12 protein-coding genes are annotated in these 15,374 nt (G+C 53.4%); 6 read left to right on the forward strand and 6 right to left on the reverse strand.

Features of this window, described 5'->3' with window-relative positions:
• Nucleotides 1-3: 3 nt before the first annotated feature.
• A complete protein-coding gene (locus RJT50_RS17590) occupies nucleotides 4-1,128 on the reverse strand; it encodes an SMODS domain-containing nucleotidyltransferase (RefSeq protein WP_310931036.1) in 1,125 nt (374 codons plus the stop codon).
• 24 nt (nucleotides 1,129-1,152) lie between these two features.
• Nucleotides 1,153-2,181 carry a Cdc6/Cdc18 family protein gene (locus RJT50_RS17595; protein WP_310931037.1) on the reverse strand — a complete coding sequence of 343 codons (1,029 nt, stop codon included), beginning with the start codon at nucleotides 2,179-2,181 and terminating at the stop codon, nucleotides 1,153-1,155.
• Between the two features lie 458 nt (nucleotides 2,182-2,639).
• Here RJT50_RS17595 and RJT50_RS17600 point away from each other — a divergent pair, with 458 nt between their 5' ends.
• Nucleotides 2,640-3,611 carry a competence protein CoiA family protein gene (locus RJT50_RS17600; protein ID WP_310931038.1) on the forward strand — a complete coding sequence of 324 codons (972 nt, stop codon included), beginning with the start codon at nucleotides 2,640-2,642 and terminating at the stop codon, nucleotides 3,609-3,611.
• Between the two features lie 6 nt (nucleotides 3,612-3,617).
• On the opposite strand, the gene RJT50_RS17605 is transcribed toward RJT50_RS17600, so the two are convergent.
• Complete coding sequence (locus tag RJT50_RS17605; RefSeq protein ID WP_235158002.1) at nucleotides 3,618-5,384, reverse strand: DUF262 domain-containing protein; 1,767 nt, start codon at nucleotides 5,382-5,384, stop codon at nucleotides 3,618-3,620.
• A gap of 90 nt (nucleotides 5,385-5,474) precedes the next feature.
• Here RJT50_RS17605 and RJT50_RS17610 point away from each other — a divergent pair, with 90 nt between their 5' ends.
• On the forward strand, nucleotides 5,475-6,530 hold the full coding sequence (locus RJT50_RS17610; protein WP_313696094.1) for a GNAT family N-acetyltransferase: 1,056 nt from the start codon (nucleotides 5,475-5,477) through the stop codon (nucleotides 6,528-6,530).
• A 21-nt stretch (nucleotides 6,531-6,551) separates the two neighbouring features.
• Here the strand turns inward: RJT50_RS17610 and RJT50_RS17615 are convergent, their stop codons facing one another.
• Entirely contained in the window at nucleotides 6,552-6,989 is a 438-nt protein-coding gene (locus RJT50_RS17615) for a TIR domain-containing protein (RefSeq protein ID WP_099254180.1), read from the reverse strand.
• A 127-nt stretch (nucleotides 6,990-7,116) separates the two neighbouring features.
• Here RJT50_RS17615 and RJT50_RS17620 point away from each other — a divergent pair, with 127 nt between their 5' ends.
• The 4 genes from RJT50_RS17620 to RJT50_RS17635 all read left to right on the forward strand — a co-directional run bounded on the left by RJT50_RS17620 (nucleotide 7,117) and on the right by RJT50_RS17635 (nucleotide 12,936).
• The gene (locus RJT50_RS17620) at nucleotides 7,117-8,058 is read left to right on the forward strand and encodes a TIR domain-containing protein (RefSeq protein ID WP_310931039.1); all 942 of its coding nucleotides are present in this window, start codon (nucleotides 7,117-7,119) and stop codon (nucleotides 8,056-8,058) included.
• On the forward strand, nucleotides 8,051-8,821 hold the full coding sequence (locus tag RJT50_RS17625; RefSeq protein WP_310931040.1) for a RipA family octameric membrane protein: 771 nt from the start codon (nucleotides 8,051-8,053) through the stop codon (nucleotides 8,819-8,821). The genes RJT50_RS17620 and RJT50_RS17625 overlap by 8 nt, the downstream gene beginning before the upstream one ends.
• Before the next feature lie 7 nt (nucleotides 8,822-8,828).
• Entirely contained in the window at nucleotides 8,829-9,050 is a 222-nt protein-coding gene (locus tag RJT50_RS17630; RefSeq protein ID WP_234299888.1) for a DUF8139 family protein, read from the forward strand.
• 79 nt (nucleotides 9,051-9,129) lie between these two features.
• Entirely contained in the window at nucleotides 9,130-12,936 is a 3,807-nt protein-coding gene (locus tag RJT50_RS17635; RefSeq protein ID WP_310931041.1) for a helicase-related protein, read from the forward strand.
• An 8-nt stretch (nucleotides 12,937-12,944) separates the two neighbouring features.
• Here RJT50_RS17635 and RJT50_RS17640 read toward each other — a convergent pair whose 3' ends face one another.
• Nucleotides 12,945-14,675 carry a hypothetical protein gene (locus tag RJT50_RS17640; protein WP_313696095.1) on the reverse strand — a complete coding sequence of 577 codons (1,731 nt, stop codon included), beginning with the start codon at nucleotides 14,673-14,675 and terminating at the stop codon, nucleotides 12,945-12,947.
• Between the two features lie 110 nt (nucleotides 14,676-14,785).
• Nucleotides 14,786-15,250, reverse strand: a complete 465-nt coding sequence (locus tag RJT50_RS17645) for an Eco57I restriction-modification methylase domain-containing protein (RefSeq protein WP_313696096.1) — start codon at nucleotides 15,248-15,250, stop codon at nucleotides 14,786-14,788.
• Nucleotides 15,251-15,374: the final 124 nt, after the last annotated feature.

Consider the following 15,374-nt stretch of genomic DNA (forward strand, 5'->3'; position numbering starts at 1 on the left):
ACGTCAGCTGTCCGACTCGGCGAACTGGTGGTCAGATGGATCCTCTACCTGTGAGGACGACCCTACTGACATGGCTTTCTCCCCTCCATCGTCGGAATCGTCGTCGCTTCCGAAGGGAGGGAATTTCTCACCGAAGAGCTGGTACCAGTAATCCCTCGATGTTTCTTTGTCCTCCTCATCCAGTGCTGTCCGCGCGAGCGCTGCGGCATCTTCGGCCTTATCGTAGAACGCCGCGAAATCGTCCCCGTCGATTTGTTTGAGGACGTCATTCTCGGGGGTTTCCGGGAGCCCGTGAGCAGGCAAGACGGGGGTTTCCTCGGCCATTGCTTCGGTCTTGAACTGCCGTGTGAGTTCTTCCAGCGTCCTTGTCACGCCTTCAGCGACGCTGTCGATATCATGAGGACAGCACTGACCAACGATGTGCTCGAGGGGATAGCTTGTCGGTCCTTCGACGTCGGGTGTCTTCGTTCGCCGCCACCATTTGATGGCTTTGACGACGTTCACGTAGTGGCCATCCGTGATATCGTTTTTATTAATGGTGAAGGCGATAGTCGCGAGGGGATGGGTATTCTCCCACTTGTTCTCATCTCGATGTGGGATCTTGAGCGGTTGGTCCTTCCACTCGTCGTCGCCATCTGCCGACATATTGAGGGCCTCCGCCACGGTCGAAAGGTCGTCTGGACTCAGGGCTGTGCCAACGTCTAGTGAACCCAGTGATTTGACGGCTTCACGTGTTGCCTCGCTCGGTGCCGCTGTCAAGACGAGATCGATCTCCACCTTCTCTTCCTCGATCTTGTAGGAGTGCGCGTTCGGTTCCCACTGCCCCACATAGTGTTCATCCAGGAACGGCTCGCATTTTCTTAGCGCAACATCGGTATCGAGATCACTGCTGAGATCAGAGACAAAGACGACGTCAACGTCGGATTTCTCGTCTTCCTGCGGTCTGAGTGCCGTCCACCGACGGTAGCTCCCCTGTAGAAAGTCTGCAACGTAGAACTCGTCGATGTCCTCGTCACTCTGCAAGTGATCGCGGAGGGTTTCGTGGCCCTCCTTGTAGGCATCATTGTGCTCGTCCTGCGGGCGGATGTCTGACAAGAAGGTCTCGAACAGTGTGGGGAGTGTGGTCATAGTGTATCGATGTTCTGGAATGTTTTAAGTGGTTGTTGCAGCAGGTGGTGACTCAATGATCGCGTATTCTCGATCCCGGCTCGTGCCCTCGGCCTCGAGGAGGTTGTACTGAGCCATCTTCGAGAGATAGGACCGGATGGTCCGTTTCGTCCGTGGGTCGTCGACTTCGTCCGTATAGCGCTCGTGAATCTCGCCCGGGCCGAGCGGGCCGTGCTCACGAACGATGTCGTAGACGACGCGCTGGTGCGGCGTGAGTGAGTCGAGGCTCTTCTGCTTGATCTGGGCCCGAGCATCCTCGGCGGCGTCCAGGAGAATATCGTCGGTGATGCGCTCGTGGTTCTCGCGATCAGCCTTGCCGGCGGCCGTTCGGAGGATGCCGATTGCGAGGCGGGCGTCGCCGGTGGCCGCGTCGGCGATTCGATATAGCTGGTCGTCGGTGATGACGTCCTCGTCGAGCCCCCACTTCGCCCGCGCACTCAGGATATCGTACAGCTGCTCGTCGTGGTACTTGTCCATCCGGACGTGTTCGCTGGAGCGCAGGCGGCTCACGAGGCGGCCGTCGACGCGGCTGAACAGCTCCTCTTCCTTGTTCGCGATGCAGATGATCGCAAACTGCGGGAGGCTGTGGAGGTCGTAGATGACGCTGGGATCCTCCAGTTGGTCGACCTCGTCGAGGATGATGACGGTTCGAGAGCCGTCGTGCTGCTGGAGGCGATCGACGAGTTCGTCGTGGGGCGTCGACTGACGGTGGATGTCGATGGTCGCGCCGAGGTCGTCGAGGATCTGATAGAGCGTGCGGAATCGGGTGTAGTTCCGCCAGCAGTTGACGTAGGTCGCCTCGACGTCGAGGACCTCTTCCCGGAGTCGTTCGGTAACGAACTTCGAGATGCAGGTCTTGCCGGCGCCGCTGGGTCCGGTGACGATGGCCGTGTCGGCGGGCTCTCCGTTCGTGATGGGCTCGAGGACGCTGGAGAGATGGTTGACTTCGGCGTCGCGATGCTCAACTTCCCGAGGAACGAACCCGGCCCGGAGGACGCGAGCATCGCGAATCATCTGTCTCTGACAGACTGATTTCGGGTCAGGTTACAAAAGCCTGACCGGGTTGCTTCCGGAAACTCCCATGATAGTACCATCTTGAGCACCCAAAAACCTACGCTGTATCTCGATTTGTGTTCGTGGAAAGTCGAGCCTTCCGGAAACTTCCGGAAACTCAGCTCCCACTACTGATTTGGCACTAAGTGGGTGATTTCTCTTTGGCCCTCCAACGACAGGATGCCGGAGTAATGGTCCTTATGATAGAGTGACAAGCAAATCTAATCCGGCCATCGACTTCAATGCCATATCTTGGAGTTCAAAACGGAACACGGGTAATCCCACCACAAGTAGCCGACGGCACGACTGTTACTTGTCCTGCGTGCGACCAACCGATGGCCGTTGTACGGTCTCACGAACGAGGTTCTGCTTTCATTTCTCGTCATTTTCGGCACCACGAACAGGAGGGTCGTTCTGAGATGGGCCAAACTACAGGTCAGGCAACCTTTGCTGATCTTGTAGATGTCGGCGAGTGCCCTGGTGAATCGGACGAACATATGAAAATGAAGTCGATTGCGTATGCTCGATTGGAACACGATTTCCCTGATGCGACAGTTGAGCTTGAATCCGGTATCGACGGCCGAATTGCGGATGTCCTGCTCACATTCGACACTCCCCGAGAGCCCTATGGAAGGGGTATCGCGATAGAGGCTCAGTATCGGAATCAGGGCAAAGATATCGAGGCAGTTACTGACCATTATCTACAGCGTGACTATAGCGTTGCGTGGCTCGATGAGGGCGATTTCTCAGAGTACGATGTTGATCTCTCCGGAATACTGTCCGTCTGGCCCTATGCGCTTCCGTCGCGGTCTGATATGGAGGGGTACCCGGAAGTCATCAGGTGGCTCTGGCAAGAGAAATCGCCCACTGTTGCGTTGGAAATCCCTATACCAGGAGAGTATTGGGCTTCGTTCGATAAGTCGGATGAATGGGTGACTGTCGCTCAACAAGATCTCCGCCGGAAGGGACGCGCTTGGGCGACTGTTTCTCGCTCACCAACGGGTCAGCTTACTCTTCAGCTCGGAAAGAAGGACTGGGGCTGGGATGGCGATACCCACCGTGTCACCGTTCAACTTGAAGATTCGGATACCCAGGAACTCCGATCATTCACTGATAACTTGGAACGGCTAGCGTTTGGACCAGATCGCCCGAGTGAGGAAGATCGGGAACGCCCTTGGCATGATTTGACGACTGCTTGGTTCGCTGGCTCTCCTCGTGTTACCTCTTGGCTTTCGGCTTCCCTCTCTCCCGATGACGACGTGGTCCTCTCGTTAGGAAAGAAACATCCCAAGGAGACTGACCGAGTTAGTGTTCAGATCGACGATACTGCGACTCAGGCTCTGGACGACCTAACCACACTTCTTGAGAGGTCCTTCGAACTGGAGGCCTGACTTCTACTAGAACGGCTGGTGTTCGAGGATGTGCTCCATAATGAGCCGTTCGCGGGCGTCCACGAACTCTTCGAACGTCATCTCCTTTGCGCCCTCCGGGATATGATGAGTCTGCTTGTAGTCGTCCGTTCTGGAGTTCATCCAGTCCTCGAAGTCATCGTCCGATTTCATCTTGTTCGTCTTGTCAATCAGTAACTGGAGGTTCCCCACCCGGTCAGCATCTGCTTCTTCGGGGAGAACCGATTTTGGGATGATGTGGTCGATATCGTAGTCTTTGCCCCGTGCCGGCTCATCGGGGTAGTGTGATAGCTGCAGAAGGAACTCGATGTCGCGCTTCCCGTACTGGAGCTCCTCGAAAAGCGTGGTCAACTTTTCTTCGGTGAAACGGAGGGAGGTTCCGTAACTGGATGCCACTTCATCACTGATCCGCTCAAGTGGGAACTCCGAGCTCTCTTCCTCTCGGATAACATCCCGGACGAGTTCTGCGATCTGGTTCGATGATTGGCTGGTGAATCCGTTGAGTCGGGCTGCACAGATATAGTAGAGAATGTCACGACGTCGCCCGCGACCTTTGATTGAGGTCGAATCGAGCGAGGGATTCTCGTTCTGGTAGAGGTAGTAGGCGATAGGTGTGTAGAGGGCGGGACTGAGGATGTAGGTCACCGTCGGATAGTAACTATTCAGAAGCTCAGCGAGTTGTTCCATCGTGTTCGAGAACGTATCGGTGAGCCAGATCTCCTTCAGATTCCGCAGCAAGTCGAGTGTGTAGTTGTCGAACCGATACTGGATCTCGTTGCCGTTGATTGCGAGCAGTACCTTCTGGACGTGCTTCGTAGCAAAAGGAGCGTTCCCACCGTCGATGATCCCGTTCAGTTCGTCGACCATCGAGTGCACCTCGTCCCGTGCGTTGATTTCCGGCGGCTCCTGTTGCCAGCTACTAGTCATCAACGACAGGAGGATTTCGGCACGATTCGGTGTCACCCCTCCCTGATTGATCCGTACGAAGACGTCGCGAACACGGGTGATGTCGTTCTCGTCTTCGGTAAAGAAGTGGAGCTTCTCGTCCTTGTGGACCGCTCGATAGAGGTCCTCGAAATTACGCTGAGCGTTGAGAATCAGACTATCTGAATTCTCTATCTCGGGGTGGTTCTCGACCAGCTCCTGGATCTCTCCCTCAATTTCCTGGCGTTCTGCATAGAAATCGTCGTTGTCAGAGATGGACATGATTCGGTTGACTGGATACCAGTATGCATTCGCGGTTGCGGACTGCTCAGAGCGGAAGGAGAAGTCGTATTTATTGCCGAGTTCCGAGTCCGCTGTCTGCGGGTCCGAGAGGAGGTTGAGATAGAGTCGCTTCTGAACCCACGAACTGGCCTTGTTCCGAGGGTGGTTGTGTTTCCGCTCGTAGAATGATCCGGTCAGACCGATATTGAGCGCGGTCAGTCGCTGCTGGCCGTCGAGGACTAGTTTCACCGGTGACGGGAGTGGGTCTTCAGAATTGTGCGGGGGGTTTCGATGGGTCGGTGTTGTGAGTGACTGGGGAAAATTTGGTTCGTCGACGTAGTGGGTGACGAAGCGATATTTGGGCTGAGCCTGTGCTTCCTCAGCCGAGAGGTTCCACTGAAGGAGCGCACCGATCGGATAGTCCCGTAACAGGGAATCAAACAGATCCACGATGTCACTCGTTTCCCAGACGAACTCCCGCTGAATCGCGGGTAAGAGATAAGAATAATTTATGTTTTCCACGACCTCAGCGATCCGCTTGGTTTCCATATTCCGTCTTGTGGTATGCTGGTTTTATATATCTACATAGTGGTGGTCGCCTATCATTTATAACGAAACAGAGCAATTTCTGATACGGAAATGAGCTTGAATATCCCACTTCCTGCGGGTCTCGGGGACTATGCTTGGCTCGAAACTCTTGTTCAACGTGAAGAAATTGGTCAAACGATTCCTCTCTATATCGAAGCTGATGACGGGATTGAGGTCGTCGCTGTTTCCCTTCTCTGTGAAGATGATCTTCGGATGATCTACCGGGCACCTAATGGCTGGCAATTGCTCACAGAATATGAGTTGTCCGAGGACCCGATTATTCACGTAGACGACCTCCTTGATGCTGTCGTTGCATTTGTGGGAACAGACGCGAGAGTTGTTCAAAAACTCGCTCAGGAACTCGGTGAGAAGTTAGAGGAGCATTGGAAGATGGGATTTGTTCCGTATAGTCAATCTGGGAAGGGGGACAAATTTGAGGAACTTAGACAGGACTGCAATTGCTCAGGGATTGACGACCCGTCAATTGAGCGTGTTCCGGGAATGTCCGAAATCGAGGAATCAGCAGAATTTCGCTGCCATAACTGTATGAGCTTATATGGTATCGAGTATCAGGGTCGTAGAATCGATCTTGATGAGGTGTTCAGTGCTGAGTGGCTCTTCACGAATTCGACTCCGGATGACATCGTGGAGATCGGTGCCGAAGATTCATTTCTCGTATATTCTGATGGTCGACCAATAGACAAAACAGAACGAGTCATCGGCGCGATGACTAGCTATGGTGGTGACACGAGTTCTTCTTTTGCCCGATATATCCCTGAGAACCACCAGGGATTGCTCTATATTCGAGATGACGACGCGGCTGGATACGTCACTTGGGAAGAGCTGGATGGAATACAGGTTCTTCGACAGCTGTATGTCCGGGATCATTACCGGCGCCGGGGGATTGCTGAGGAATTGATTCAGACTTGGTGCCAGGAGTACTGCGAGGATGGTGTCTACTACATCGACGAACCGAACGACAAGAGCCGATCTCTGTTTTCAAAACTGGGTCATATTGACGGTGACGGTGAGTACGAAGCGATCGAACTATACCCGATTCGCGGAGTCGGAAATAGTCTCGACGGTAGCCAGACTCTCCCTCAATAGTTCATCCACGCTCTCATCAACTCAATCAGCCAGGTCTCGAATTCCCTCTACCACACTCTTTCCTTGCCAACCCACGATCTGATCTGCGTGGTCTTCAACGAAATTGGGCATCTGCTCGTTTCCGCGCGGTGTAACACCCAGAATAGGCTTGCTCTCGATTTCAGCTAAAATAGTTTCTTTCTTGATCCATTTGCTGTGTGCTACGTACATTCCCCCGAGTATTATTACGACCGTAGCTGGCTTGATCTGGTCTTCCCGGAGCGCCTGTTCCAGCTCCTCTTCGGTGTCAGCATCGATCTCATCCACCTTCGGTACTGAGTAGTTCCGGAAACTGAAATTCGGGTAGTCGCGAAGTAGTTCTACCATCCGATTGTACTCGTCGCTGTACTCCCAAGAGTGCGAGATGAACAGTCGGTATTCGCTCCGACGGTTGCTTGAAGATCTGCTGTTGAAGCTCATAACTATATGCGAATTGTTGACGGCTTACCCGTTTAGTACTATGGTCCTCTCTGATGCGGAATCCAAATCTGCCGATATTCCAGGGGGAAGAACTTATACTATTTAAAAACGGATTGTTCATACGGTTATGAGCCAAGACACCTCCTCCCCATTGAAAACCACCTGGGAGGCTGCGTTTGATGATATTCGTGGCAGTCCAAACCCCGAATCAGCTGTTCGATTCGTTCTGAAGTCAGCTGTTAACGATCTACCTACCGGATTCTATCGCGATGATGGAGACCGCCTACTGCCGACCTACAAAGGGAACGATCTCGGAAAGGAGTTCACCGTTCGAGAACTCGGCCCCGTTTATACAGTAACGCAATCTGGGGATAACAGTCTCCCTGAGCTCAGTTCCTCTCAACCATCGCTCTTCGAGCCGAATGACCAACAGTCGGGCCTTGTCCCGACCGACAATTCCCTGAGCCGCAGTTCTACCGACACTCAGAACCAGCAGGGTCTCTCGTCTGGACAAAAAATCGCTGGCGGTGCTTTGCTCCTATATGCTGCCTACAAAGGGCTGGAAGCCTTTGCCTCTGCAGGCTCGTCGACTCAAGAGTCCTCTTCCTCCTCAGGCGGAAATACTGGGCAATCACTCCCTCGCTTAGCACGCGCTGCAACTCGACTTGAGGACAAGCAGTACAACGTTTTTGTCTCCCACTCGTGGGAGTACGACGAACACTACGAGCGTATCGTTGATTTCCTTGATGAGGTTCCGTCGCTCAAGTGGCAGAATCATAGTGTCCCTTCAACTGACCCCCTGCCCGTGGATACCGAGTCTGCCCTTCGTTCTGAACTCCGGAACCAGATGAAAACGGCGTCGGTTGTCGTCGTAAGTAGTGGAATGTACGGTGCTCACAGCACTTGGATCCCGGAGGAGCTGGAACTCGCCGATGAACTGGACAAGCCGGTGATCGCAATCATTCCAGAGGGACAATCGAAGGTCCCCGAGAAAATCCAAGAAGTCGCAGATACTCAGGTAGGATGGCGAAAGGCCTCGCTTGTCGACGCACTCGCTGAATATGCCTGATTCAACCGACGAAGCGGCGGTTGATCTCTCAGAGGATGGCGCCGATACTGACGATGGAGACACGCCCGAAACAGAACCTGAACACTCTGAAGAGGTCACTGGAGGGGACCCTGCTGAGCCATCTGAGGAGGAAGATGTTACAACTGGACCGCTGGCTAATCTAAGTGAGGACGAGAAGAATCGACTGATGGAGCAGTACATACATTACGGGGAGGTTGCGATCGAGACAGCCAATCAGCGAGTCCAGATGAACCGCTTTTTCGGTCTGATTTTAACCTCGATACTGGCCGGTCTCTTTGCTCTCGCCCGCGGCAATCTCACAACCACTAACGCTGCGATCGTTCTCTTCGCATCAGGATTCGGCAGTCTGATTTGCTACTTCTGGTATCAGAGTCTTCAATCATACCGCCGGCTGAACAAAGCTCGATACGCCATCCTGAATGAGATCGAGTCGGTCCTGCCTGTTCGTATGTATCTCGATGAATGGCGATATTTGAAGCGAGAGAAGCCTGACCCGGAAATCGTTGATCCCCGTCCAGCTGAAGATGCTGACCACCGCTCACATACGATTGTGGAACAGTGGTTCGTCCGCCTATTGGCTGCTGGATACATATCTGTCGGAGGGTATGCCGGAGGATTCATTTTTACTCCCCAAGTGAAGAGGTTCATCCCATCACTGCCGGACCCATCGGTGGTTGGTTTTGGTGTTGGTGGCGTCCTCTTGCTCGGCTTAGCTATCCTCTTTAGGATTCAAACCCGCTGAGAATACTATGAGACGCTTCGAAACCGGTGATTCGGTCCGAATCGATATCCCGGACGAGACAGATCCAGATCACGAGCGCCTCCATGGACGTCGAGGAACAGTCGTTGAGATCATCTCAGACGATGCGGGGGCTGTGACTGATGATCAACGAGAGGGCTATCTTTTTCGGGTTAAAATCGCTAATGGTGACACCGTTGACGTCCGCTGGCGGGATCTTCGGCCAGTTTGATTGGCTATTGTCTGGTGCTATTTCTGTAGGGAGGTCACTAAACACTAAGTTCGCGTACTGAATACATCTCTGCATTACGATGCTCTCACTTCCTCCGCTTGTCGATAACGCTAACAGAACACTAGAAGACGCTTACAAGCGGATTATTCCTCAGATCGAGGAAGGCCGTATCGCAACTGGCTACTTTTATCTCTCAGGATTTGACCTCTACCGGGAAGACCTTGAAAACCTGGCTGACCCCGATGAGCTCGGCCACGCTCCGCTTCGGATTTTGATGGGCCGTCAGACGAATAGGGGAACTGCTGACGAAATCGGTGAGGGACAGAATCTCAAAGAGGAGCTCAAAAGAGAGGTGAGAGAAAGCATCTCGGAGCTGAATAACGCTCAAATTGGCCGACTAGACCGGCTACGAGACTTTATCGCCGAAGGCGAGGTGAGCGTCCGTGTGCGAAATCCTGAAAACGGTTACTTCCACGCAAAGGGTGCCTCATTTCGAGCGCCACTCGAAGATGACGAAGATTGGGGACAAGACGAGGATGAAGACACCCGCCCATGCGCTACAGTTGTCGGCTCCTCGAACTTCACCAAGAGCGGCCACCAGAACAACATCGAGCTGAACCTCACGAGTCAGGATCGACACAAGGCCGAAGCGTTCGAGGAGTGGTACGACAACCAGTGGGCCAACGCCGAGGAGTTCAGTGAAGAGATCATCCGAATCATCGAGAACAGCGAGGAGTACCAGGACTGGAAGGAACAGCAGGAGGACGAGTCCGACCAGGAGACGTCATCTGAGGAGCTGGGCACGTATCTCGAACCGTTCGAGCTCTACAAGCTGCTCGCCTACGACGAACTGAGTGGGAACGTCAACATCCGTGACAGCCCACTGTACTACTTCCAGAAGCTCGGGTACGAGAGTGCAAAGGAAAAGCTTTCACAGTTCAACGGGTGCATCGTCTCCGACTCGGTCGGCCTGGGGAAATCATTTATTGGCGGTGAACTCCTCCACGACTACCGCCAACGTGGCGACCACTGTCTCCTCATTGTCCCGGCAAACCTGACTGATCAGTGGGAAGACCTACTCCAGAACGACACTGACGAAGACGGCAATCCGTACTTCGGGTTAGAGGTAGACGGCACGCACCTTGACGTGATGAGTATCAGCAAGTTCCAGAATCTCTCCTACGACGAGGTGCAGGACCTCAAAGACGAGTTCGACGTCCTGCTTATCGACGAGGCTCACCGGTTCCGGAACTACGGGAAATGGCGACCGAATCCGGACCACGATGATGACTACAAGGGGACGCGACGACACGCGAATCTCAGGCAACTCCGCGGAAAGACGATGATTATGCTGACCGCGACCCCGATTAATAACAGCGCTACCGACCTAAAGAACCTCATCAGCTTGTTCACCAGCCCGGAGGAACTTCGGAACAAGGCGTCACTCGACTTTGATGCGTTCGACGAATATATCGAACTCTCGGAGACGCGAAAACGCATCGCATCCGGGAAAGAGGAGGTCGGCGACGACGAACAGCAAGAAATCACCGAGCAGCTCCAGCGACACTCCTCTGAGATTTCGAATATCCTGAACGAAGTGATGGTTCTCCGGACGCGCAAGCACGTCAAAGATCAGATTCAGGACAGCGAAGACTTCGAGATGAGCTTCAAGCCGCCGAAACTCAACAAGCAACAGTACTCCCTGCCGGCGGCCTACCAGCCAATATATCGGATGCTTCCCGACGTGATGGACGCCCTCCACCTTCCCCACATCACAGTCAAAAATCCGAAAGCAGGGAGCACGCTGAAAGCCCTCTACAAGCTGAACCTCCTCAAACGGCTCGAGTCCTCAACGTACGCGTTCGTCCAGTCGATCGAGACGCTGCATCAGAGCGAACGCCAGCTTCTCGGCCTTCTTGGTGAACTCCCTGAGGACGAAGATATCGATATGCTCCGAACTGTTCGGGAGGGAGATGACTCTGAACTCGGTGACTTTGTCGAAGGAGCCGACGCTGCTGAAGATCTCGAACAAACACTCGAAGAATTTGGTTTCGATACCACCGCTATTCAATCGGAAGAAGGAGCTGATACCGAGGGAGATGAACTGGCAGACGCCACCATCGGCGAGGTGAAGACGTACATTAGGGAGGACCTCACTCTTCTATCGTATTTCCTCTCGCAGTTCATCGGTGATGTCGCCCGGGATGCGGGTGATGTGAGTGATTATGCGGTTTCCACGCGGCAATGGCTCGCTGACCACGACGCTGGTGTCCTCCCAGATATTCCTGAAGAAGAGATGAATCCGATTCTCTACCCGAATAGTGACTTGAGCGAAGTCGACCCTGCCACACGCGACTTTTACGAGGCCGTCTTTTCACTCCGCGAGTTCCGCGACCCGAAGATCGACCGACTTGCAGATGTCCTCACGAATCACGATCAGAAGGTGCTCATCTTCACGCAGTATCGGGCAACTGCAGACTATGTCTATCGAACCCTCTGTGACAACGAGGATTCACCACTCACAGAGGCGAACAGTGCCGTCGTCAAGGGCGGTGACGAGAATAAGCAGGACATCATTCAACGCTTTGCACCCGAAGCGTCAGGCTACCAGCAAACGCTCGCCGAGTCGGGGGACTCAGAGCTACAGTACGTAGTGGCCACTGACACGCTGAGTGAAGGGGTTAATCTTCAGGACGTTCATGTGGTGGTCAATTACGACCTGCCGTGGAACCCGATGCGGATTGTCCAGCGTGTCGGGCGAGTCGACCGGATCGGGAGTACCGCCGAGAAACACGTCCACAACTTCTACCCGGACGGCGACATCGAGGCGGCGATCAAGCTCCTGAAACGCCTACAGGCAAAGATCAACGATATCGCGCTCATTGTCGGAAAGGAGAACAACATCCTTGATCCGAACGAAGATCAGGTTCTTGAAAAGACAGGTGTAGATACGGAGAAGACTATCGGGGAATTACAGGTGGACGAGATCGAGGACTCTCTCCAGAAGTCTCGTGAAATTGACGACGTGAATGAACTCGACGACACGAGCAAGAATCCGCTCCTCCGCAATGCGGGGAGTAATGAACACGCTGCGTTCGAGCGGTACCTTCTGAAGCGAGAACTGAACGAGGATTACGACCTGACTGCGGAAGACTTCGAGTACGCTGAGGACTTCTTCGGTGACCCGCCGGAAGAACGGGAATTCCTCTACACGAATGTAACTGACCACGATGCAGGTCCTCGTCCGGGCGTATTCGCCCTTGCCCACCTCTGGTTCGACGATGATGACCACGAGTCCCCGCTTGGTCGCGTCCGTCGTGCTTTCTACTACAAGCCCTTCGCCGACGAGGTCAAAGAGCGGCCCGTGAGCACGCTCAACATTGACCCTTCAGTTGACGGCGAACCGATTACCGGAAATCCAGAGACGGTATTATCGAATCGCGGTGAGATTCAAGCAGTACTTGACGAGCGTCTGGAGGTGATTCGAGAAGGCCAAGTTGAGGGTGCTTTCAAACAGGGAGAGGCCTTCTCGAAGGAACAGGAGACGATCCTCGATTTCATCAGTCACTACGTTCAGCCGAACCACGGCGGTGAGCCAGCTCCTGTCGAAGAGTTCGAAACAATGGGAGAATGGGCTACCGACATCGAAGAGCGGCTGCAGGAGGTAAAGCTCGCGAACACGGATGAAGACCGAATTCTACGGGAGATCTTTCGCGAGAATGAGCAGTACGACTCCTTCCCAGAGTGGCCGACCGGGGAGTTCCTCAGTCAGCTTGAGGAGTTCTTGGAAGAGAACGTCGAAGCCTCTACTGAATACCAGACGAAACTGATGGGAGAGAGTGATGTACAAGCGAAGCTCGTATGCTGGGGAGTTGTCGGACAGTGATTCGGGAGCTACGGTAGGGGCCCCTTCTGATCCAGTAAATCATATTTCTCCAAGACCAGATCGAAGTACATCTCGTCCATCAGCTTCGGATTCTCAACGCGATGGAAGTCGTCGAGGACAAACTTCACGTCACGACGTTCCAGGCCATACGCGTGGAATGCGGCCGCATCGATTTCAGCCTGTAATTCTCTGCGTTCTTGATCTTCTACCGCTGCCTCGATTCCGCCGAGTCGCTTACGCATTTCTTTGAATTCTTTCCCGTAACAGTTCAATCGGGCAGCTCGTTCAGCGATATAATGGAACCAGTCATCTCCGTCGGTGAGCCGTGGTAGCTGGGATTCCAATAGCTCGCGCTTGACGATGTGCGTCTCGACTTTAGTTCGCATCAGGAAATCGAACGCAATGCTGTTCAGGAGTCCCGTTGCCACGAAGAGTTCTTGATCCGTAAATCGCCGGACGTAGGGTGACCGAAGTGGGGACTCTGTGAGGTGTTCCTCTTTAGGCTCAATAGCGAACGGCTTGAACGTGTTAATGGTGTGGAGACAGATGACGTCCTTCGGAAGTACCGTAGCAATTATCGTCCGCTCGTCCCGGGATCGAGAAACGTCTCGAATGCCGATTCGGTATTCAGTGCAATCGAGCAGGACATCTTCTTCCTCAAGTCCGTGACTACGGTGTTCTTCGAGTAGTTCATCTACGTATTGAACTTGAGACTTGCTCGTCTCTGAACCTCCAAAGGCGTCGTAGATTGCTCGTTTGAGGTTCCCCCGGTTGAATTTTTTCTCTCGAACACGGTACTGGGCACTATTCGGTGGATCGTACATCCCCCGACTCCAATACCGGGGGTTGTCCAAACTCTCTGTGTGGGTATTATCGTGTTCGAATTGGTGGATGTTCGCACCCCCATATACTGGATAATCAGCATTATCAGGGGAATCTTGCAATCGGTCTTTATCGGTGGACTCGACGAATTCTTTCGTCAACATATCCACAGACCAAGCACCTCCGATATTCTCATCTAGAGGTGGTTGAGTGACTACCTTGCTGAGGACATCGGCTTCGACTTGTGATGTGATCGAGGGGAAAATTCTACCCTCGGGAGAATAATTGAGAAGCACTTGTCGTGGGATTTCTGCGGCCACGTCCTCGATATTATAGACCACGTCCATACTCCGTTGATTGAAAATACCTCGGAGTCGACTGGTCCTTCCACCATACTCAAATGTCAGAATTGCAAATCGGTACTGCCGATGTATCTGCTCAAAGATTCCCTTATTTTCGAATCCGATGAGGTTCTCTATGTCTGTGTGATCCAGTAGATGCGTTCGGAGGTCTTTCCCCATCACTCCCCCGAAGATAGTCCCCGGGAGGAGCAGACTCACCTTCACGCCGTCTCTGGAGAGTCTGAATACCCGCTCAAGAAATAGAGCCGAAAGTTCGTTCTTTGTCGGCATCGTTCGACCCCCCACCACCGGAGATTGGAGCTTATAGACATCTCCCTGCGTGAAGAAGTCTGCCTGAGTTTCCATCGATTCCTTGTAGTCCTCCCATTCCCACGCAACTTCAGGGCTTGAGAGGAGTTCTTCCATCACACCATCTTTTTCCTCCGACGGATAGGTACGGAACTGCTCATCGTAGCGGATGAAGAAGTCGTCGCGATTCGCGTAGAGCATGTCCCACGGCGGGTTCCCGATGAACACGTCGAATCCACCTCTCTCGAAGACATCGGCGAACTCCAACGGCCAGTGGAAGGGGGACCACTCCCGAATTTCCTCGATCGTTATGTCGTCAAAGCCAGCGTCTTGAAATTCTCGCTGAAGGATTTCATCAAATTTGTCCCGGTGTTCCTCTATTCTGTCTTCTGCCTCCTTCCGCCATTCTTGAGCTCAATACTGGTCTCCGCTTTCTTGTGCTTCTTGATGGCCTCTTTCACGTCCTCAAAACGAGTTTTCACTTCCCAAGAATCGAGATCGCTGTCTCCGTCTTCGTTACTTTCGATGTCCGTATCGAGTTGACCAATTAGGCTGTTGCCCTGTCGTACGTTGAAATCGATGTTGGGGAGCGGCTCCACCTCGCTCGGTTCATCCTCGATATCAGCGACCATCGACAACCAGAGCCTGAGCTTGCAAATCTCAACAGCACCTTCGTCGATATCGACTCCGTACAAATTGTTGAGTATGGCCGTTCGCTTTGCGTACAGTGATGAGGAGCCTTTTCCAGACTCGATTTCCTCAATCTCTTCTCGCGTTCTGGATTCTAGCTCCCAGCCTTGCCCTTCAGCTTCGAGCCGCTGGAAATACTCAATGCATTGCATCAACTGAGCGTCTCGCTATTGGCTGTTTTCGACTTGATTTACGAATGCTCGTGAAATGCGAGCTGCTTCTTGCATACTACGCAACGGGAGGATTGACCAGTTCAGTCGAAAGTCACCCTCGTAT

Source organism: Halobaculum sp. XH14 (assembly GCF_032116555.1).
GTDB classification, from domain to species: domain Archaea; phylum Halobacteriota; class Halobacteria; order Halobacteriales; family Haloferacaceae; genus Halorarum; species Halorarum halobium.